This is a genomic window from Parabacteroides caeci, assembly GCF_023656795.1.
Lineage (GTDB): Bacteria > Bacteroidota > Bacteroidia > Bacteroidales > Tannerellaceae > Parabacteroides > Parabacteroides segnis.
The window spans coordinates 139,177-156,839 of record NZ_JAMOKT010000008.1 but is presented as its reverse complement, the minus strand read 5'-3'; the positions used below and the strand labels follow the sequence as shown (position 1 = coordinate 156,839).

General features: G+C 50.6%; 24 protein-coding genes. 12 read left to right on the top strand and 12 right to left on the bottom strand.

Translation table 11 applies throughout. The annotated features are described in order from the left end of the window. The first annotated feature begins 158 nt into the window (after window positions 1–158). The 5 genes from NBH15_RS06345 to NBH15_RS06325 all read left to right on the top strand — a co-directional run bounded on the left by NBH15_RS06345 (window position 159) and on the right by NBH15_RS06325 (window position 4,779). The gene (locus NBH15_RS06345) at window positions 159–602 is read left to right on the top strand and encodes a DUF3872 domain-containing protein (protein ID WP_004295445.1); all 444 of its coding nucleotides are present in this window, start codon (window positions 159–161) and stop codon (window positions 600–602) included. 63 nt (window positions 603–665) lie between these two features. Beyond that, on the top strand, window positions 666–2,618 hold the full coding sequence (locus NBH15_RS06340; RefSeq protein WP_250822220.1) for a DUF4116 domain-containing protein: 1,953 nt from the start codon (window positions 666–668) through the stop codon (window positions 2,616–2,618). A gap of 361 nt (window positions 2,619–2,979) precedes the next feature. Next, a complete protein-coding gene (locus NBH15_RS06335; RefSeq protein WP_004295441.1) occupies window positions 2,980–3,366 on the top strand; it encodes a hypothetical protein in 387 nt (128 codons plus the stop codon). A gap of 70 nt (window positions 3,367–3,436) precedes the next feature. After that, window positions 3,437–3,961 carry a helix-turn-helix domain-containing protein gene (locus NBH15_RS06330; RefSeq protein ID WP_032568716.1) on the top strand — a complete coding sequence of 175 codons (525 nt, stop codon included), beginning with the start codon at window positions 3,437–3,439 and terminating at the stop codon, window positions 3,959–3,961. Then, entirely contained in the window at window positions 3,892–4,779 is an 888-nt protein-coding gene (locus NBH15_RS06325; protein WP_117615371.1) for an IS3 family transposase, read from the top strand. The genes NBH15_RS06330 and NBH15_RS06325 overlap by 70 nt, the downstream gene beginning before the upstream one ends. Before the next feature lie 69 nt (window positions 4,780–4,848). Here NBH15_RS06325 and NBH15_RS06320 read toward each other — a convergent pair whose 3' ends face one another. From NBH15_RS06320 to NBH15_RS06280, 9 genes are read right to left on the bottom strand one after another with little or no spacing between them, the layout of a single operon-like run. Further along, complete coding sequence (locus tag NBH15_RS06320; RefSeq protein WP_004295440.1) at window positions 4,849–5,052, bottom strand: hypothetical protein; 204 nt, start codon at window positions 5,050–5,052, stop codon at window positions 4,849–4,851. Further along, window positions 5,036–5,215 (bottom strand): hypothetical protein, encoded by a 180-nt coding sequence (locus NBH15_RS06315; protein ID WP_004295439.1) that lies wholly within the window; start codon window positions 5,213–5,215, stop codon window positions 5,036–5,038. Before NBH15_RS06315 ends, NBH15_RS06320 begins: the two co-directional genes overlap by 17 nt. A 4-nt stretch (window positions 5,216–5,219) precedes the next feature. After that, complete coding sequence (locus tag NBH15_RS06310; RefSeq protein WP_004295438.1) at window positions 5,220–5,486, bottom strand: DUF6956 domain-containing protein; 267 nt, start codon at window positions 5,484–5,486, stop codon at window positions 5,220–5,222. A 46-nt stretch (window positions 5,487–5,532) separates the two neighbouring features. After that, on the bottom strand, window positions 5,533–5,850 hold the full coding sequence (locus tag NBH15_RS06305) for a hypothetical protein (protein WP_004295436.1): 318 nt from the start codon (window positions 5,848–5,850) through the stop codon (window positions 5,533–5,535). Window positions 5,851–5,892: 42 nt separating this feature from the next. Beyond that, a complete protein-coding gene (locus NBH15_RS06300) occupies window positions 5,893–6,219 on the bottom strand; it encodes a hypothetical protein (protein WP_004295437.1) in 327 nt (108 codons plus the stop codon). A 40-nt stretch (window positions 6,220–6,259) separates the two neighbouring features. Beyond that, the gene (locus NBH15_RS06295) at window positions 6,260–7,543 is read right to left on the bottom strand and encodes a PcfJ domain-containing protein (protein ID WP_017141505.1); all 1,284 of its coding nucleotides are present in this window, start codon (window positions 7,541–7,543) and stop codon (window positions 6,260–6,262) included. Between the two features lie 2 nt (window positions 7,544–7,545). After that, entirely contained in the window at window positions 7,546–7,956 is a 411-nt protein-coding gene (locus NBH15_RS06290; RefSeq protein ID WP_009132163.1) for a PcfK-like family protein, read from the bottom strand. A gap of 45 nt (window positions 7,957–8,001) precedes the next feature. After that, complete coding sequence (locus NBH15_RS06285; protein ID WP_007559037.1) at window positions 8,002–8,994, bottom strand: hypothetical protein; 993 nt, start codon at window positions 8,992–8,994, stop codon at window positions 8,002–8,004. Window positions 8,995–9,006: 12 nt separating this feature from the next. Continuing rightward, window positions 9,007–9,258 (bottom strand): hypothetical protein, encoded by a 252-nt coding sequence (locus NBH15_RS06280; RefSeq protein ID WP_004303766.1) that lies wholly within the window; start codon window positions 9,256–9,258, stop codon window positions 9,007–9,009. A 542-nt stretch (window positions 9,259–9,800) separates the two neighbouring features. Here NBH15_RS06280 and NBH15_RS06275 point away from each other — a divergent pair. Together NBH15_RS06275 and NBH15_RS06270 are read left to right on the top strand one after the other, a co-directional pair. Further along, window positions 9,801–10,094, top strand: coding sequence for a helix-turn-helix domain-containing protein (locus tag NBH15_RS06275; RefSeq protein WP_004319131.1), 294 nt, complete (start codon window positions 9,801–9,803; stop codon window positions 10,092–10,094). Further along, a complete protein-coding gene (locus NBH15_RS06270) occupies window positions 10,091–10,402 on the top strand; it encodes a helix-turn-helix domain-containing protein (RefSeq protein WP_004295430.1) in 312 nt (103 codons plus the stop codon). The genes NBH15_RS06275 and NBH15_RS06270 overlap by 4 nt, the downstream gene beginning before the upstream one ends. Window positions 10,403–10,435: 33 nt before the next feature. On the opposite strand, the gene NBH15_RS06265 is transcribed toward NBH15_RS06270, so the two are convergent. Genes NBH15_RS06265 through NBH15_RS06255 form a run of 3 tightly spaced genes read right to left on the bottom strand, consistent with a single transcriptional unit; the run spans window position 10,436 to window position 13,374 of the window. Then, the gene (locus NBH15_RS06265) at window positions 10,436–10,801 is read right to left on the bottom strand and encodes a virulence RhuM family protein (RefSeq protein WP_007559043.1); all 366 of its coding nucleotides are present in this window, start codon (window positions 10,799–10,801) and stop codon (window positions 10,436–10,438) included. 28 nt (window positions 10,802–10,829) lie between these two features. After that, window positions 10,830–12,119 carry a site-specific integrase gene (locus NBH15_RS06260; protein WP_007568639.1) on the bottom strand — a complete coding sequence of 430 codons (1,290 nt, stop codon included), beginning with the start codon at window positions 12,117–12,119 and terminating at the stop codon, window positions 10,830–10,832. A 31-nt stretch (window positions 12,120–12,150) separates the two neighbouring features. Further along, a complete protein-coding gene (locus NBH15_RS06255) occupies window positions 12,151–13,374 on the bottom strand; it encodes a site-specific integrase (RefSeq protein ID WP_007486356.1) in 1,224 nt (407 codons plus the stop codon). Window positions 13,375–13,787: 413 nt separating this feature from the next. Here NBH15_RS06255 and NBH15_RS06250 point away from each other — a divergent pair, with 413 nt between their 5' ends. The 5 genes from NBH15_RS06250 (at window position 13,788) to folE (ending at window position 17,624) form a co-directional block, all read left to right on the top strand. Further along, window positions 13,788–14,333 (top strand): DUF1599 domain-containing protein, encoded by a 546-nt coding sequence (locus NBH15_RS06250; protein ID WP_007655754.1) that lies wholly within the window; start codon window positions 13,788–13,790, stop codon window positions 14,331–14,333. A gap of 3 nt (window positions 14,334–14,336) precedes the next feature. After that, a complete protein-coding gene (locus tag NBH15_RS06245) occupies window positions 14,337–15,614 on the top strand; it encodes a BT_3928 family protein (RefSeq protein ID WP_250822219.1) in 1,278 nt (425 codons plus the stop codon). Window positions 15,615–15,652: 38 nt separating this feature from the next. After that, window positions 15,653–16,408: a triose-phosphate isomerase gene (gene tpiA, locus NBH15_RS06240; RefSeq protein WP_250822218.1), complete on the top strand. Its 756-nt coding sequence runs from the start codon at window positions 15,653–15,655 to the stop codon at window positions 16,406–16,408. Between the two features lie 68 nt (window positions 16,409–16,476). Then, window positions 16,477–16,980 carry a cell division protein gene (locus NBH15_RS06235; RefSeq protein ID WP_046145613.1) on the top strand — a complete coding sequence of 168 codons (504 nt, stop codon included), beginning with the start codon at window positions 16,477–16,479 and terminating at the stop codon, window positions 16,978–16,980. Between the two features lie 50 nt (window positions 16,981–17,030). Beyond that, window positions 17,031–17,624, top strand: coding sequence for a GTP cyclohydrolase I FolE (gene folE / locus NBH15_RS06230; RefSeq protein WP_010801487.1), 594 nt, complete (start codon window positions 17,031–17,033; stop codon window positions 17,622–17,624). Window positions 17,625–17,663 lie beyond the last annotated feature (39 nt).

Sequence of the window (17,663 nt, the reverse complement as noted above, 5' to 3'; positions counted from 1 at the left end):
CCTGACATCATAGCTTTTCTCAATGGATTATATAAATAAATATGTTGTTCCCAAAACACACAACTAACTGTTCACAAGTTAAATACAATTATTATACAACATAAATTGAAAGCTAACATATGGCGTGAAATTCATAATCCATTAAACTTGCAAGCGACATGAAAAAGATGAAAAAGATATTGGCCCTGGCGGTCTGGATCGCCGCCCTGGGTCTTTTATGCGCATCCTGCGACAACGGGCTGGATATACAGCAGGCGTACACGTTCTCTCTGGAAACGATGCCCGTTCAGAAGCGAATCTCCGTTGGTGAAACCGCTGAAATCCGCTGCACGCTCGTGCGGGAGGGGAGATATGACGGCGCGCGTTACACGATCCGCTATTTCCAGCCCGACGGGCGCGGTGAGTTGAGGATGGACGACGGTACGGTGTTCCTGCCCAACGACCGCTATCCGCTCGACCGTGAGGTGTTCCGCCTCTATTACACATCGCGCAGCGATGACCAGCAGACCATCGACGTCTATGTCGAGGACAACACGGGTCAGGTCGTGAAGACCTCCTTCACGTTCCAGAGCGAGAACGGGACGGAGGAAACGGAACGATAACGGAATATGTCTAACCAAGAGAAGCGCCCGTCACCCGGGCGCTTTCCATAAATACTGAAAACCATGACAGAGCAAGAGAGAATAGATATAGCCTATCTCGATACGGGGGTGTACGAGAACCCGTGGCGCGAGAACCTTTTCGAGACGCTGCCCGAGGATCGGAAAACGGCGGAAGTCTGCCGTTTCGCCATCAAGAAATCGGCTTTCAACATCGAGTTCGTTCCCGAAGCGATGAAAACGCCGGAACTTTGTCTTGCCGCGGCCGGCCACCGGGGCGAAACACTGAAATTCGTCCCTGACCGTCTGAAGACACCGAAAATGTGCCGTGCCGCCGTCGATAGCAACAGCTACGCGCTGTATTACGTTCCGGAGGGGCTGAAGACCCCCGAACTGTGCATGGCGGCCGTGAAGCGCAACGGTCTGGTGCTGGAGGCCGTCCCCGGGGAATTGAGGACGCCGCAAATATGCCGTGCGGCGTTGAAAGCGGTGGACAGTGCCGATTACAAGATACTCCCTTACATTCCGTATCCCGATATATGCCTGGAAGGGCTGAAAAAATTCGGGATGTCGTTCGTGGACAAGTTCGAGATTTTCGCCTCCATTGCCCCGGAGGTCATGACCGGGGAACTGGCCCTTCACGGCGTGGGGATGGACGCGTCCTGCCTTTCGCTCGTGCCGGTGGAACTGCGCACGGAGGCAGTCTGCCTGCGTGCCGTCAGCGGGGACGGCATCCTGCTCCATGAAGTGCCGGAGGAATTACGCACGGAACGGGTCTGCGAGGCCGCCGTGTCCTCGAACTACCTGGCACTGGAGTACGTTCCGAAACATCTGAAAACCGACCGTCTGTGCGGGATGGCGCTGGAGCGCGATCCCCTGGCCATCCGCTTTTTCAACCCCGAACAGCTCACGCCGGAGGTCTGCAACCGGGCGTTGGCCCGTACCGACGACCTGCGTGTCCTCCGCTATATCCCCTTCGAGGAGATACACCTGAAAGTGTTGGGGTTCTATTGCACGAATTACGATAAGACCTTCGATTTTTTGCAGCACATGAACCCGGCACACGTCACGCCGAGGGTGGCCCGGGAGATCTTCGCCCTGGAGCCGGAGCTGTTCTACAACCTTCCCGACCACGCCAAGAACGAGGAGATGTGCCGCCGGGCCGTCGGGCACGACGGGAGCTACCTGCAATATGTCCCCGAGAAGTGGAAAACGCCGGAGTTGTGCATGGAGGCCATACGGCGCAGTCCCTATGCCATCGCCCACCTGCCCGAGAGCATGAAAAGCCCGGATCTATACATGAGCCTGGTGCGGGAGAACCCGCAAAACCTGAAAGGCGTCCCCCGCGAAGCCAGGACGCCGGAGATGAGCCGGGAGGCTTTCGAGCGTACCTACGGGAAGGACAAAACCGATTTCTCGGTTATCAGCGCGTTGAGCGACCCCGCCCTGGTCTTGCAGGTGTTCCGCGAGCAGGACGACCCGCAGCAGATACACCGGTTGATGAGTATCCTGCACCTGAACCGCCGGCTTGTAACGGAGGAGGTGGCGTTGGAGGCCGTTCGCAAGGATGCGGGGGTGCTGTACGACATTCCCAGCACGGCCATCACGCCGCTCGTGGCCGATACGGCCGTGCGGGGCGACCCGAGGATGATCCAGTGGGTTCCGAGGGAGCTTCGCACGGCGGATCTGTGCCTCTATGCCGAGGCCGCCCATCCCGAGTTGCGGGTTTACGTTCCCGACGAGATAGCGAAGGGACGTAATATCTATTCGTTCCACCGTCAGGTGGACGCGAAATTGCGGCAGCCGCTCGAATACGAACAATACAAGACCCTCTACTCGGGCGGCGCGGTGCGTGTGAACAACGTGTGGACGTCGGTTGCGGGTGAGATTGACTGCTGCGAGGTGCGTTACGACCGTAAGACGGAGAAACTCAAACTGCGGATCGTCGAACCGCCCAGGGAGAAGAAGGCGCAGCCGAAGGTCGCGCCCCGCAAACCCGCCCGGGGGCCGAAATTGTAGGACGGCGGGTAGTTCTTTGGCAGGAAGGTTGTTAAAAATCGCACGTGTTGTCGCCGATACCCGGATGAAATCGTTATATTTGCAATCGAATCCTCCGGCGGCGTGCCGCCGGGCGATTTACATACGGAAGGAACACATTATGGTGGGGCATTGAAAACAGCCAAATTTTAATCCGCTCGCAAAATAATGGGTAGTTCTCTTCTTCATCGTCGTGTCTATATGCGTCAAGCGTATGCGATAGCGGCGTGGGGAGAAATTATCTATCGAGTGGATGGGTGCTTGGCTGTACCTCAATGCCGGTATTTAACGTATTCTCACGCCTTTTTCGTATGGTATTTGTCTGAACCTAAAGAAAAGCGATATGGAAACGAAATCGACAAATGAGGTAAAGGGTGATTACGACCGGGTATCGGCGAGTGAATGCCTGGGGTCGCTAATCGAGTTGCACGGGATTGTCATGGAAGACGATCTGTTCGTCATTCCCGATGCGGATGGCACGGCAGTATTATACAATGACGGGAAGATACGTTTTGACGAGATCGCCGACATCGAGGTCGGCTCGGTGTTTGTGGGCATCCTGCTCCGCAACGGCTATCTGTTCTACCTTTCCCGTACCGAACCGCTCAAGACGTGCATATACACGCATGGCGGGTGGGGTTCAATCTCTGAAATTTCTCCCCGTGGCATTGCCGGACATATCGGGCGTGAACTGCACGGGAAGCTGGGCGACCATACGGCGGTCGATTGACGGGAAACAAAAAAATCGGACGGTTGTTTGTACTGCACCCCAAAAGTTGGACACTTTTGGGGTGTTTTTTATGAAATATAATTATGAGATTCGTTTAAAGGCCGTAAAACTGGTACTCGAAGGCGGACTTTCGGTTAGGGAAGCCGGATGTCACTTGGGCTGTGGCCGCTCGCAAGTTCACTTGTGGGTAACATTATTCGAGCGCCATGGCCTTACCGGCCTTAAGCTGCGCCACGGTAGCTACAGTGCAGAATTTAAGTTGTCAGTTTTGAAGCATATGCACCAAAATCATCTATCTTTGCTGGAGACAGCAGTGCATTTCGGCATTCCGGGCCCTTTTGTTATTCGTCAATGGGAGCGGCTCTATCAAAACCAAGGTGCTGAAGGCCTGCGGCGTAAACCGCAAAGAAGGAGGCCGGCCATGAGTAAATCGAAGACTAAAAAAGTCAAACTCAAAACGACTCCGCACGAAGAGTTGCTTAAGGAACTGGAGTATCTTCGTGCCGAGAATGCTTACTTAAAAAAATTGCAGGCCTTAGTCGAGGAGCGCATTGTCCGCGAGAGCGGGAAAGAGCCCAAGCCATCGAAGGACTAAGGCCGCAGTGCCGGCTTTCAGTATTGCTCAAAGCCGCAGGGATGGCGCGAAGCACATTTTATTATCACTTCAGAAAATCAAAACAACCCGATAAATATGCTCGCGAAAAAGAGAGTATTATAAGGTTATATCACGAACATAAGGGGCGTTATGGTTATCGGCGCATTACCGTTGAAATGAATAAGATCGGATATGCGATAAATCACAAAACCGTACTTAAGCTGATGAATATTTGCGGGATAAAAAGTCAGGTCAGGCTCCGTAAATACTGTTCATACAAAGGACAGATCGGACGGATAGCGCCCAATCTTCTGCAACGCGACTTTGCAGCCGAAAAACCGAATCAGAAGTGGGTTACTGACCTTACGGAATTTTCGGTTTGCGGCGTAAAGTTATATCTATCGCCGATTATGGACTTATATAACCGGGAGATTATTAGCTATAAAATAGCTGAACGCCCTAACTTTATGCAGATCATGAAGATGCTGGACGATGCGTTTGCCAGAATACCGGATTCTCCGGGTATTGTCTTGCATTCCGACCAGGGCTGGCAGTATCAGATGAAGCAGTATCAGCTCCGTTTAAGACAGAAAGGTATTACACAGAGCATGTCGCGCAAGGGTAACTGTCTGGATAACGCTGCTATGGAAAGTTTCTTTGGATTATTGAAGTCCGAATTATTATATTTGCAAAAATTCTCATCCATAGACCATTTCCGAAAAGAATTGGAAGAATATATCGACTACTACAATAACAAGCGGATAAAGAAATACTTAAACAACATGAGCCCGGTACAATACCGAACTCATGCCATCTAAACAAATACTAATCCGTCCAATATTTGGGGTGCACTTCAGTTATCGTCCGATTTTTTTCGCGTCGTATTTTCACGGCCGTTGCCTGCCGTGTTCCCGTTTCCGCCTTTGCAGGGCGAGCAGTTGCCGCAACATGTAGGCATGGTTTTCCCCCACGGTATGCCCCGAGGGCATCAGGTAGGGACTTGCGAGGCACTCCCGGCATTGGCGTACCGCCTCTTTTAAGTCGGTAACGGTTATTTCCGCTCCCGTGATGTCTTTAATCTTTGTTTCCATTCTTGTCCTGTTTTTTTGGTTCGTACCAACTGTCCCGGTAATTTTCTCCCACGAGCGAGAAAATTCCGCTCATGCCGCTTTCAGCGGCGAAATTTTTGGCTTCCCATATACCGGAAAACTCTCCCAGCAGCCGGTAGCCGATGAATAATTTGTACTTGCGCATGATTTTATCGTTTTTCCAGGTTGATAATCGGTGTGTTCTTTTGCAGCCATTCCTTCACGCTGTCCATGTTGTATTCGGATGTGATAACCGCCGTTCGGTCGTCGATTTCGGTGAAGCGCGTAGTTTCATACCCGTCGATCCACTGCTTCAGCGTGGCAACGCCCCACACCTGCGGGTCGTCGAACATGGTGTTGAGCCGCCCGATACCCTCGCCGAAGGTTACGAGCAGCGTTTCATAGGAGATTTCCTTGTTTACTTCATTCGTTTTCATATTCTCGCTTTTTACGGGCGGCTTTTGCCGCCCCGAAATTTTTTAATCAGACAAGTTCCACTCTAACCCTGCTCATGTTCGCCCAGAACACGCCGTTGCAGTAGTAGGCGTAGCCGTTATGCCAGTTGCTCCTGCGGCGTATCACGTCCTGCTCGGGTGGTCGTATCTCGATACTCGTGGTGTAGATGTTGTGTCCCACGGTAATGACGAGGTTGCACCTTCGCCATATCTCGGAATGGGTTTTGAACCCGTTTTTCCCCTCGACGAGCGCAAGGGCCGTCTTGACTGCTTCCCGAACTTCCCAATCCCACTCCCCGAAGGGTTTGAGCGGGCGTGCCATGTAGCTTTTATAGATGATTTTCATTGTTATATTTTTTTTTGTAGGGCGGCTTTCGCCGCCCCGATTTTATAATTCGACAATCCTTTCCACTCTGCCGTACAACATGGAGCGTATGCTCGTCTTGTCCACGCCCTTGTATTCCGTGTAATGCCCGTACTGCTTTACCACGAATGTTTTCAGTACATCGACAAAGTTGAAACGATACCCTAAAAGCGGAATGGAGTCCTTGAAATAGGTGTTATGGTTTACCTCACGGGTAATCCAGTCTTTCTCCTCACGGGTGAGCGTTCCCCCGTCATTGAGCCGTTTGCGTAATATGTACGCTTTTGAGCCTGCAAGGCTTTCGAGTGCGGGAACGTCCCACGACACGAATTTATATGCTATTTGGTTCATTCTATTTTGTTTTTGCGGGCGGCTTTCGCCGCCCCGATTTTTATGCTGTCATTCGTTTCCGTATAAGGGACATGTTCCCCTTCATCAGTTTCAGTATTTGCCCGTGGTATGGGGTATTCTTGTTACACACGCCACGGCTCTGCACGACCTCCATGCGTTTTAGGGACACCTCTATCGTTTCGATACGTTTGCCGTCGATTGTGGCCGAGAGTATGAGCGAGTCGGCTTTCAGATAGTATTCGTTGGTAAACACGCAATGGTGCATGGCCTCGCCCTCCTGCCGTATGGCTTCAACGCTGTCCAATACCTTGATGCAGATTTCCCCGTCGGAAAACTCCACTCCGAAAAACCGCCCTTTGGCTTCGACAAACGAGGCTTCCTGTTCCAACGCCTTGCGCCGTTCCTCCTGCCGCCGTTCCATTTGCATGTGCCGCCGTTTTTTTGCCATGTAGAGGTCATGCGCTGCGGGCAGGTCTGCGGGACACACGAAATGGGCGTTATGCAGGTCTTTCCCGAAAAATCGCAGCAGGTCGATGTAGTCGCACCATTCCGTCGGTTTCCCGATAGCGTACCCGTTACGGATGGCGATACGGATGGCCGGCCAATAGTCTGCGATATTGCGGGAGGAACGGGCGAAAAATCGCACGAGTGCCGTTTGTCCCGCTTTAAGCAGCGTTTCGGCCTTGTTCTCCGAGAGCAGCAGGTGGATAAGGTCGAAAGGGGTTACATCGGGGAGTTGTTTACCGTAGCCGCTTCGGCGCAGTTCGGGGATAAGCCGTTGTCGGGGATAGATGCGTGTGGGCGTGATGTTGTATTTCCCGTCGTTCTCCGCCCGCAGTTCCAATGCGCTCGACCAACTCCACCCGTGAACGAAGAAGCCCATCGGGCGCAGCCGTGCGAAGGTTGCGGAGCGTCCGTCGGGGGCAATCCACCGCTGTACGGCTTCGATATGGGTGTAAACGGGCGTCTGTCCCACTTTCGCCCAACACTCGATATAGACGAAGCGCAGGACTTGAAAACCCTTGCAGCGGGTTACGATGCACAAATACTCGTAATCGTTGAACTTGCGGCGCAGGGTGGTTTCCACTTTCAGCGGGGTGTGGCAGTGCGGACACTCGCACCCTAACAGATTGTCCGTGAGTTCTCCGTTTTCGCTCTGCCACGTGTGGCCGCACTCGGTGCAGGTGATAAGTCCTTTCGGCGTGCGGCGTCCGATATGCTCGATGCAGTTCTTGTACCCCCATTCGATTTGTGCGGGGGTAAGCGGCGGCAGGTGTTTACTTGCCGCCACAACGCTCTGTTGGAATTTTGTTCTCGGTTTCATAACTAAAATAGACTGGGCATTAGTTTGTTATCTTCGATTTTCTTGGGTTTGGACTTGGCTTTCGCCAACTTGGCGTAGGCTTCGCTCTCGGCCTTCCGTATGGCGTTCCGCCGTGCCTCGGCTTTTTCCTCCTCGGTCAGTTCAACGGTGTGATTGACCACTACCTTGCAACTGACGGGTTTGCCGATGTCGATGTCCTCCTCGTCGTAATAGTGGAGTGCCATAGAGTATATTTCCTCGTCGGCAAACCCGTTGCAACCGCTCTGCCGTACTTGGTTGATGATGAAAGTGCAGCAATCGTCAATGTTCTTTTTCGGGTTGGCGTATCGGGGTGCGAAAAGTTCGTCCTCCCGTGCCCGTGCGTCGAGATAGTTCTGTATCGTCAGTTTGAAATAATCTGTTCCTTGTGCCATGATTTTTTGGTATTGTGGGGCGGCGAGCCGCCCCGTGTTCAACATTTATTCGTCCTTTCCGAGAAGCCGCCGCACCTCGTCCTCTTTGGTCTTTTGGAAAATCCATCCCGCTCTCTTCTGCCCGTCATGCGTCAGCCGTGCGTTGAAGCGTCCCCCGAGTGCGTGAAGGGCGTCCTTGACGGGCTTGGTGTCCCCGAATACGGCTATCGCCTTCTCGGAATAGTCCACGATGATAAACCCGCCTTGCACGCTCGTTTCAGTGCGTTCCGCCCGTTTTTCGTCTTTCGGCTCGGGCAGACATATATTCTCCTCGTTTCCTGCGATATATGCCAGCCTGTCGATGTACCCTTCACGTGTGTAGTGGGTCAGTTTGCAGACACTCCACCCGTATTTCGGACTTTTGCCGAGCGTGAAAACGGGATAGCGGTGTTCGTTCTTGGGGTCGTATTCGGAGAGGTGCGCCGTTTGCGGGAAATTGGCCGCCGCCTTTCTCAACTCCCCGAAGCCGTTGCGGGAGGTGGCCGAAAAGCCGAGAATGACGGTACGCACGCTTCGGGTGGTCGAACACTCGTAAGAGGGGTCAGTGTATTCCGTTTCGTTGAGTTCGGCGATGATTACGCCCTGCACCCCTTCGGGCATGATGCGGCGTAACCTCTGCGCTCCTATTTCCGCTATGCGGTCATGCTCGGCTTTCTCTTTGGCGGCGGCGATGGCTTGCGCCGTGGCTTGCTCTTCCGCCTGCCCCACGAGCAAAGCCACCTCGAAAGCGTCCATGAACTCGGGGTTCACGTCGTCGTAGTACCTGCCGATACCGAATGTTTGCGAGAGGGGTCGCAGAATGTCCGTTTGGCTGATTTCCTTTGTTTCGGTATCGACCATGTGGTACACGTAGCCACGGGCGGTGTGTTCCACCTTGTAAACGACGTAACGCTTTCTGCTCGCACCCGCACCGATACCGATGATTACCTGGTTTTCCTTGACTACCTGCACCCGTGTGTCCGTGGTAGTCGCTCCGAATAATGAAATGTACTTTGTCATACCTGTAATAATTTAGAAGATGTGAGTGAATAGGAAATAGAAAAAGCCGGTTAGAGCCACGAGAGAAACAAGGCAGGAGAAAATGCCCCGCAGGATGTCATAACAGAACGTGAAGCCCAAAACGACCCAAATAAAGTCGATACCCCACACGTGGAAGCCCAAAGCCACCGCCCCGACCTTTACCGCCAACCCGACCTTTGCCTTTATGCCAAGTGGAAGGTTGGAGGATTTCTGTTTCCATTTATTTTTCTCTTCGTTTCTCATAACCTTTGACTTTTTTTTTATGCCGTAGCGGAGCCGGTATGGATGGAATCTGTTTCGGTAGCATCAAAAGGTGTCGGGGATAGCTGCTGCAAGATTTTGTCGGAAAATACGCTCGCCCGCAGGGAAAGAGGAAGATTTTGCGGCAAACCGCCCCGCGGCCCGATCTTGCAGCAGCGTGAGCCCCGTAACTACCTTTGCTACTGACAACAGATTTCCATACCGCGCTCCGCGGCATGAAAAAAAGAGAGGAAAAGGTTATGGGAGAGAAACGGGGAGAAAACGATATGCCGTGAACGCTCGCGAAAGTCGGTTCACGGCTCACCCTGCATGGAATGATAAATCGCCCGCGAACATTTCCTTTCACGGGCGATTGGCGTATCGGAGCGTGCCGATCCCGTATCGGCGGAGGATCGTTTCCGCCGGACGTGGCGCCACTCGCTGCCACTTTTAAGACGGATACGTCCATATACCACTGGCTGATAACAAGATACTGTTCATTTGTGTACTTTTGGGCATCCGGGAAACAAAAAATGAAACAGAACATGGAAATAATAAGTATGGACGTGAAGGCTTTCGACGCGCTGGCAGGGCACGTGGAAGCCATTGAAAGAAAAGCCGAGGCGTTATGCCGCAGGCAGGAGGACGTGAGTTTGAAAAAATGGCTGGACAACCAGGATGTCTGTGACGTGCTGGGGATATCGAAACGTACCCTGCAAACCTACCGGGAGAAAGGGTTGCTGCCTTTCAGCCGCATCCGTCACAAAATCTTCTACAAACCGGAAGATGTCGGGAAACTGCTGCAATCGTCGCACTATCCTAATACCGCCGCGTTATGAGCCATTATTTCATCGACAAGCACGATCCGCGTGTGGCGGATCTCTTCCGGCGTTTGGAAAAGGCCGGCAAGGCACTGGATAAACTGGAATCCTCCGGAGGCCGGACACTCAAGGGAGAGCGGTTCGTCACCGACGAGGAATTGTCCCGGCTGCTGAAAATCAGCAGGCGTACATTGCAGGAATACCGCACGGCGCGGATCATTCCCTATTATTTGATTCAGGGCAAGGTACTATACATGGAATCCGAGATACAGAAATTTCTGGAAGATTCCCGGAAGAAATGTATCGGGGGACAGGAATGGGTATAAAAGAAGAACGGCCATCACGGCCGTTCTTCTTTTTCAGTTCAATATCGTGTTCATGCCGGGGAGCTGCCAGACGACGGCGGTCGTCGTGGCCCTTCGGACAAGCCACCGTCGGAAGGCTTCGGCATTCCCGGATTTTAAGCGGAAAGCCAGCGCGGCGATCATTTCGAGCGAATACAGCTCGACAATACCGCCGTCACGGTTGCGCTCCCGGCGGTAAACCCGCTCCTCACGGAGTATGCCGCTTTTGAGTATGGAGCGGATGTTGCTCCCCACGGCAGGAACGAAGACTCCGAACAGGTCGGCAATCTGGTGGCGCGTGAGCCATACACGGTTCTCCGGCGTGTGGATTTCCACCCGCCCGTTTTCAATGCTGATAGGTTCTCTTGTCGTCATAGTCATACAAATTTATCAATTTTTGTTATACTGTTCAACCGTTTACCGTTATAATATCTGCCGTTTCCGGTTCGTCCTCCTCGTAGAGATTTATTTTCCGGCCTTTGGTCTGTTCTTTCAGACGTTTCATGTCCTCGTCCACCTTGCGGTCGGTCACTTTGGCGTAAATCTGCGTGGTGGAAATGCTCTTGTGTCCCATCATGCGGCTGACAGTTTCGATAGGCACACCCAGCGAGAGCGTGATATGTGTCCCGAAATTGTGCCTCGCCTTGTGAAAGGTCATGTCGAAGCCGTATGTCCGTCCCAGTTCTCTGGTGAGCTTGATGAGATACCCCCGGCAATAGAGGTTGAAAATCCTGTCGCTTTTACGCTCGTGGCGGTATTTCTCGATGATCTGCAACGGCACGTTCAGCAGGCGGATGGCCGAGGGCGTTTCGGTCTTCTGGCGCCGGATGTGTATCCAGTACGTTCCGTCGTCCGACTGCGTGATGTCTTTTTCGGACAAGCGTTTCAGGTCGGCGTAGGACAACCCCGTGAAGGTAGCGAAGAGAAACCAGTCCCGCACCCGCTGGAGGTTGGGTTTACCGACGGGAGTTTCCATCAGTTTTTTGAGGTCTTCGAGTTTCAAATGGCGGCTCTTGCGCCGGGGCAGTTCCGGGTGCAGCTTCCCGTAAGGGTCGCGCCGGAGTGTACCCTGACTGACAGCCCGCTTGGTCATTTTTTTCAACCGGTAAAGATGCTCGTGTACTGTCTTGGGTTTCATTTCACGATCTGTACGCAGGAATATTTCAAAATCATCGTAGAACTCCCGGTCAAGGCTCCGCAACGCTACATCCTCCTTTTCCTTCCTTTTTTTCACGAAGGAGGCTAAAATATTATAGGAGTTCTCGTAACTTTCATAAGTTTCTTCCTTGCGATCCACGCCGACACGCTTGCGGAACTCCTCGTTATGCTCGCGGAACAAGGCAAGGAGGGTGAACGGTTTCTGCCCGATTCCTTCCACGGCGTTTTTGACCAGCTCGGCCGTCACGAAACCGAGGCTTTTACGAATATGACGGTAATGTCCGGTGATTTTTTCGGTCAGTTTCTCTATTGCCTGGTTTACCGTTCGGGCGTTCTCGCTTCGTCCGTTCGCCCTTTTGGTTTCCGGATTCCAAAGCGATGGATCGACAAACGCGTTGATATTGATCGGGGCCGACTTGGCGTCGATGCTTACCTTGCATAACAATTTACATGTTCCGTCCTTGCGGACTTTCGTGCGGTTGATGTAGAACAGCAGGGAGAACGTGCTGCGGCGTTTTATCTCTTTATTATTCGTTTCCATAATCGTTGTGAATTTGATTGTCAATGATAGATTAAATAGCTACGGAGAAGCGGCCGGCAATCTTTTCCTCTAAAGACCGGGTATCCATGTCGATCTTGTCATCGGTCACTTTGGCGTAAATCTGCGTCGTGGAAATGCGGCTATGCCCCAGCATTTTACTGACGGTTTCAAGCGGGACACCATGCGAAAGCGTGATCTCGGTGGCGTAGGTATGGCGTCCGCAGTGAAAGACGAGTTTCCGTTCAATTCCGCAAATGGCGGCAATACGTTTCAGTGTCCGGTTGAGTTCGTTGTTGCTGTACATCGGCAGCAGTTTTCCTTCCGGGGCCATATCCCGGTACTTGTCGAGGATGAGCAACGGTATGTCGAGCAACGGCACTTCATAGTCGATTTTCGTCTTCTTGCGGGCGGTCTTGATCCATACCTCACCGTCCTCGGCCACTTCCAGATCCTCCGTCGTCAGGCGGCACATGTCCCCGTAAGGGATACCCGTGTAGCAGGAGAAGAGGAACAGGTCGCGGATATGGTAGAGTTTCGGGTCGTGCAGGGGTGTGGTCATCAGCCGTTGTAACTCTGCGGCGGTAAGGTATTTCTGTTCCCGCTCGGGATGTTCGGCTTCATACCCCGCGAACGGGTCGGCAGTGATAATCCCTTCCGCGATGGCTTCCCCGACAATCGTGTTCAACCGTGTGACAAGCAACACGATAGTTCCCAGGGCAAAGCGGCGCTCCGTGCGTAGGTAGAGGTCATAGTTGTCGATGAATGAACGGTTCAGGGCCGTGAAAGGAACATCCGACAACTTGTATTTCTCCTGGATGAAAGCAGCCACACAGTTACAAGCATAGCGGTAAGATTGTGCTGTTCCCTTTTCCCGGTTCACGCCGACACGTTTTTCGAAATGTTCGATGAACGTCCGGAAATAACCCAACAGGGTTTCCTGCCCGAAAGCCGTCCCCAACAACAGATTCCTTATTTCTTCAGCCGTTACATTCTCACGGGTGGCTGACAGTTCGTCATAAATGGAAATGGCTGAAGCTCGCAAATCGTCCAGTTGCCGGTTGATTTCCCGCGCGGCGTTACTTTTACCCGTGGCACGTCCGGATGCCCACAGTGCAGCGGGTACGGACATTTTCGCACTAAAAGCCGCTTCTGAAAATTTGCCGACGGCAAGTTTCGCCATGACCGGGCAATGTCCCTCGTCATTCATTTCGCTCTTTTTGAGGTAGAACGTAACCGTTACATCCGTCTGTTTCATAACTCTATTTTTTTATGTTGCAAAATTACTTGATATAGAGTTATTTACAGTTATGAAAATTATAGCGGAACAAAGAATAAAACCCCGGATGCCGGTAACATAACCTGTATTTCCATGAAAAACGGAAAAAAACGGTTATCTTTACGGGCAAAATATAGGGTTCTTTGCATGGTGAACGGTAAAACCGCAGGTGGTTAAGCGTTATTTTGCCGGATTATCCGGGGCTAAAAAAGGCAACGGATAAGTAGCAAATCTTTCTCTTAACCTTTCATTATCCTGCATTTTAGCGATTTGGAAAGGTATAGAAGAATTTGGCTTAACTCTCCTCAATACCAAACACTTACTTTATTTATCCAAATTTTGCCGTTTTTTTGCGAGTTCTTCGTATCTTTGCGGCATAATATATTTAGTATATGGCTGATACGAAAGAGCAATTCGAGAAAGTGATCTCCCAATGCCGGGAGTTGTTCGAAAAGAAGTTGAAAGATTACGGTCCCTCCTGGCGGATTATGCGTCCCCTGTCTGTGACCGACCAGATATTTATTAAGGCAAACCGTATCCGCAGCCTCGAGATAAAAGGGGTGAGCATGGTGGACGAAGGGATACGTCCGGAGTTTGTTGCGATCGTTAATTACGGAGTGATCGGATTGATCCAGTTGGCAAAAGGTTTTTCGGATACGACCGATATGACGAATGAGGAAGCGTTGGCATTGTACGATAAGTACATAACGGAAACCAAAGAGTTGATGTATGCCAAGAACCATGATTACGATGAAGCCTGGCGCAGCATGCGTATCAGTTCCTATACCGATCTGATCCTGATGAAGATCTACCGTACCAAACAGATAGAAAGCCATGGTGGCAAGACGATCGTATCGGAAGGTGTAGATGCCAATTATATGGATATGATTAATTACGCCTTGTTCGGTTTGATCAAACTCGAATATGGCGAAGAATAATATATGAACTATAAAGAGACTGCAATAAAGATACTGACAGAATGCAGCCGTCTGCTGATCGGGGTCGTGTTTATCTTCTCCGGTTTTGTGAAGGCGGTCGATCCGACGGGAGGTGCGATCAAGATAGGCGACTATCTGACTTCTTTCGGGTTGGATATGTTGCAGCCTTTTACCGTCCTGGCATCTTTTGCCCTTTCGGCTGCCGAGTTTGCCATGGGTGTTTGTATGTTGTTAGGGGTATACCGCCGCTACAACTCTTTCCTTGTTTTACTTTTCATGGCGTTCATGACGCCGCTGACGTTGTATCTTGCGATATTCAATCCGGTTTCCGACTGCGGTTGTTTCGGGGATGCAGTCGTTATTACGAATTGGGAGACGTTTTTCAAGAACCTGGTTCTTTCGGCTGCTGCTATTATGGTATTTATGAATTGCGGCAAGATGTTCCAGTGTTTTACTTACAAGGTTTACTGGTTCGTGGCGTTGTTTTCTTACTTCTTCTGTCTCGGTTTTGCTTACTGGAATTACAATCATCTGCCGGTCATGGATTTTCGTCCGTATAAGATCGGGGCTAATATCCCTTCTTTAATGGCAATACCCGATGGCGCTCCCGAAGATGAGTATAAATATACTTTTGTCTATGAGAAAGATGGCGTACAGAAAGAATTTTCTTTGGAAAACTATCCGCAAAATGACAGTACCTGGACATTTGTAGAGTCGAAGACCGAACTGATAAAGAAGGGATATGAACCTCCTGTGGCTTCCTTTAATATCTATAACGCCGAAGGAGACGATGTCACCGATGAAATATTACATAATCCGCAGCCGGTTCTGCTGCTGATCGCTCCGAAACTGGAAAAGGCGGATGATGAACAGATCGACGAGATAAACGGAGTGTACGATTATGCGTTGGAATATGAAGTGCCTTTCTATTGTGTGACCGGTTCCTCTCCTGAAATGATTGACGAATGGAGCGACAATACCGGTGCCGAATATCCGTTCCGTATGGCGGATGAGGTATTATTGAAGACGATCGTCCGTTCTAATCCCGGACTGGTATTGTTGAAAGACGGTACTGTGATGGGCAAATGGCATTATAACGATATCCCGGACGAGGAACATGTGAAGGCTGAGATCGAAGATCATTTGAACCTGAGTGAAACAAAAGAAAAAGAAGATGGCTGGCTTATTACCATTTTATTGACTTTTACCGTACCTTTGCTGCTCGTTTGGGTATATGACTTTTTCCGATTCCGCCGGAGACGGAAGGAGAAGGCTGAATAAAAGATTTTATTGTATTTATATATTTAATTAATTAAATCATGAGAAAGAATATTGTTGCAGGAAACTGGAAGATGAACACAACTCTTCAGGAAGGTCTGGAATTAGCAAAAGGATTAAATGAAGCTCTGAAAGGCAAAGCTATCAACTGTGATGTAATCATCGGTACTCCGTTCACTCACCTGGCAAGCGTTGCTGCTGCTATCGATACTGATAAGATCGGTGTAGCTGCTGAAAACTGTGCTGACAAAGAAAAAGGTGCTTACACTGGTGAAGTTTCTGCTGCTATGGTTGCTTCTACAGGTGCTAAATATGTAATCCTGGGTCATTCTGAAAGACGTGCTTACTATCACGAAACTCCAGAAATTCTGAAAACTAAAGTTCAGTTGGCTTTGGCTAACGGTCTGACTCCGATCTTCTGTATCGGTGAGGTACTGGAAGAAAGAGAAGCCGGTAAACATTTCGAAGTGGTAGACGCTCAGATCAAAGAATCTTTGTTCGACCTTTCTGCTGAAGATTTCGGTAAGATCGTATTGGCTTACGAACCGGTTTGGGCTATCGGTACAGGCAAGACTGCTTCTGCAGAACAGGCTGAAGAAATCCATGCTCATATCCGTGCTACACTGGCTGCAAAATATGGCAATACAGTGGCTGACGACTGCACAATCCTGTATGGCGGTAGCTGTAATGCTAGCAATGCTAAAGAATTGTTCTCTAAACCGAACGTAGACGGTGGTCTGATCGGTGGTGCTTCTCTGGCTGTTGATAAATTCATGCCGATCATTGAAGCATTTTAATGACATTATCCTGTAGGGAAAGGGTAAACGCTCTTTCCCTCCCGATTTGAACATAAAAATAAATCACAATGAAGAATTCCCCTTGTATCACTTTCTTATTCATGTTACTGGTTTGTGTGACCGGGGCGTCAGCACAAACGAGTGTCGACGGATCGGCACAGACGATCTTTGACGACCTGCAAACATCGAAGCCCGGTAAAGGCGAGGTGATTGTCAATCAGCCGGAGGCCCTTCGTAAAATGGTGGGAGTACGCCTGTATGGTGATAATGTAGAGAAGACGGATAGTACTGCCTTCCTGAAGATACAGGGATTCCGGACACAGGTGTTTTCCGGAAATAGCCAACGTAAGTCGAAAGATGAAGCGTTCGAAAAAGAAAAGAAGATCAAGGAACTTTTCCCTGATGTCCCGACTTATGTCAGCTATACCGCACCGTTTTGGAAACTGCGTGTAGGTGATTTCCGTTCACACGAAGAAGCATATCATATGCAACGCCTGTTGATGACTGCTTTCCCTTCGTTCGGAAAAGAAATGTATATTGTCCGGGAAGAAGTAAAAATCCCATTGAATTAACTAAGAAAATAAGAAACTTGTCCCCGTGCCTGACACGGATAATTATAGAAATGACAAAAGAAATAGACGACAAGACCTTGGCGGCACGCGAAGAACTGGCCGGCCATTACAAACAAATATTAGGCCTGTTGGGCGAAGATGCCGAACGTGAAGGTCTGATCAAAACGCCGGAACGTGTAGCAAAAGCTATGCAGTTTTTAACCAAAGGATACAACGAAGACCCTGCAAAGGTACTAGCTTCCGCTATGTTTCAGGAAGAGGACTACAAGCAGATGGTTATTGTAAAAGATATTGATTTCTTTTCTCTGTGTGAACATCATATGCTTCCGTTCTTCGGAAAGGCCCATGTCGCTTATATTCCCAAGAAATATATTACGGGTCTGAGCAAGATTCCCCGGGTAGTGGATATCTTTGCCCGCCGCCTGCAAATCCAGGAACGCCTGACTATGCAGATCAAGGACTGCATCCAGCAAACGTTGGACCCTCTGGGTGTCATGGTGGTAATCGAAGCACAGCACATGTGCATGCAGATGCGCGGTGTGGAGAAACAGAATTCCCTGACGACAACTTCCGACTTTACAGGTTTCTTCCAGCAGGCTAAGACGCGTGAGGAATTTATGAACCTGATCAAGAATAACCGGTAGGATTTGCGGTGACCGTACGGGATTATACGGTCACCTGAT

What these genes read in the sequence shown, in the direction of transcription:
- NBH15_RS06245 (WP_250822219.1), top strand. Translation starts at nt 14,337, where the DNA reads ATGAACTATAAAGAGACTGCAATAAAGATACTGACAGAATGCAGCCGT.
- NBH15_RS06315 (WP_004295439.1), bottom strand. Translation starts at nt 5,215, where the DNA reads ATGCGCAAGTACAAATTATTCATCGGCTACCGGCTGCTGGGAGAGTTT.
- NBH15_RS06250 (WP_007655754.1), top strand. Translation starts at nt 13,788, where the DNA reads ATGGCTGATACGAAAGAGCAATTCGAGAAAGTGATCTCCCAATGCCGG.
- NBH15_RS06255 (WP_007486356.1), bottom strand. Translation starts at nt 13,374, where the DNA reads ATGAAACAGACGGATGTAACGGTTACGTTCTACCTCAAAAAGAGCGAA.
- NBH15_RS06340 (WP_250822220.1), top strand. Translation starts at nt 666, where the DNA reads ATGACAGAGCAAGAGAGAATAGATATAGCCTATCTCGATACGGGGGTG.
- NBH15_RS06335 (WP_004295441.1), top strand. Translation starts at nt 2,980, where the DNA reads ATGGAAACGAAATCGACAAATGAGGTAAAGGGTGATTACGACCGGGTA.
- NBH15_RS06260 (WP_007568639.1), bottom strand. Translation starts at nt 12,119, where the DNA reads ATGGAAACGAATAATAAAGAGATAAAACGCCGCAGCACGTTCTCCCTG.
- NBH15_RS06265 (WP_007559043.1), bottom strand. Translation starts at nt 10,801, where the DNA reads ATGACTATGACGACAAGAGAACCTATCAGCATTGAAAACGGGCGGGTG.
- NBH15_RS06275 (WP_004319131.1), top strand. Translation starts at nt 9,801, where the DNA reads ATGGAAATAATAAGTATGGACGTGAAGGCTTTCGACGCGCTGGCAGGG.
- NBH15_RS06300 (WP_004295437.1), bottom strand. Translation starts at nt 6,219, where the DNA reads ATGAACCAAATAGCATATAAATTCGTGTCGTGGGACGTTCCCGCACTC.
- tpiA (WP_250822218.1), top strand. Translation starts at nt 15,653, where the DNA reads ATGAGAAAGAATATTGTTGCAGGAAACTGGAAGATGAACACAACTCTT.
- NBH15_RS06295 (WP_017141505.1), bottom strand. Translation starts at nt 7,543, where the DNA reads ATGAAACCGAGAACAAAATTCCAACAGAGCGTTGTGGCGGCAAGTAAA.
- NBH15_RS06270 (WP_004295430.1), top strand. Translation starts at nt 10,091, where the DNA reads ATGAGCCATTATTTCATCGACAAGCACGATCCGCGTGTGGCGGATCTC.
- folE (WP_010801487.1), top strand. Translation starts at nt 17,031, where the DNA reads ATGACAAAAGAAATAGACGACAAGACCTTGGCGGCACGCGAAGAACTG.
- NBH15_RS06310 (WP_004295438.1), bottom strand. Translation starts at nt 5,486, where the DNA reads ATGAAAACGAATGAAGTAAACAAGGAAATCTCCTATGAAACGCTGCTC.
- NBH15_RS06330 (WP_032568716.1), top strand. Translation starts at nt 3,437, where the DNA reads ATGAAATATAATTATGAGATTCGTTTAAAGGCCGTAAAACTGGTACTC.
- NBH15_RS06305 (WP_004295436.1), bottom strand. Translation starts at nt 5,850, where the DNA reads ATGAAAATCATCTATAAAAGCTACATGGCACGCCCGCTCAAACCCTTC.
- NBH15_RS06290 (WP_009132163.1), bottom strand. Translation starts at nt 7,956, where the DNA reads ATGGCACAAGGAACAGATTATTTCAAACTGACGATACAGAACTATCTC.
- NBH15_RS06235 (WP_046145613.1), top strand. Translation starts at nt 16,477, where the DNA reads ATGAAGAATTCCCCTTGTATCACTTTCTTATTCATGTTACTGGTTTGT.
- NBH15_RS06280 (WP_004303766.1), bottom strand. Translation starts at nt 9,258, where the DNA reads ATGAGAAACGAAGAGAAAAATAAATGGAAACAGAAATCCTCCAACCTT.
- NBH15_RS06345 (WP_004295445.1), top strand. Translation starts at nt 159, where the DNA reads ATGAAAAAGATGAAAAAGATATTGGCCCTGGCGGTCTGGATCGCCGCC.
- NBH15_RS06285 (WP_007559037.1), bottom strand. Translation starts at nt 8,994, where the DNA reads ATGACAAAGTACATTTCATTATTCGGAGCGACTACCACGGACACACGG.
- NBH15_RS06320 (WP_004295440.1), bottom strand. Translation starts at nt 5,052, where the DNA reads ATGGAAACAAAGATTAAAGACATCACGGGAGCGGAAATAACCGTTACC.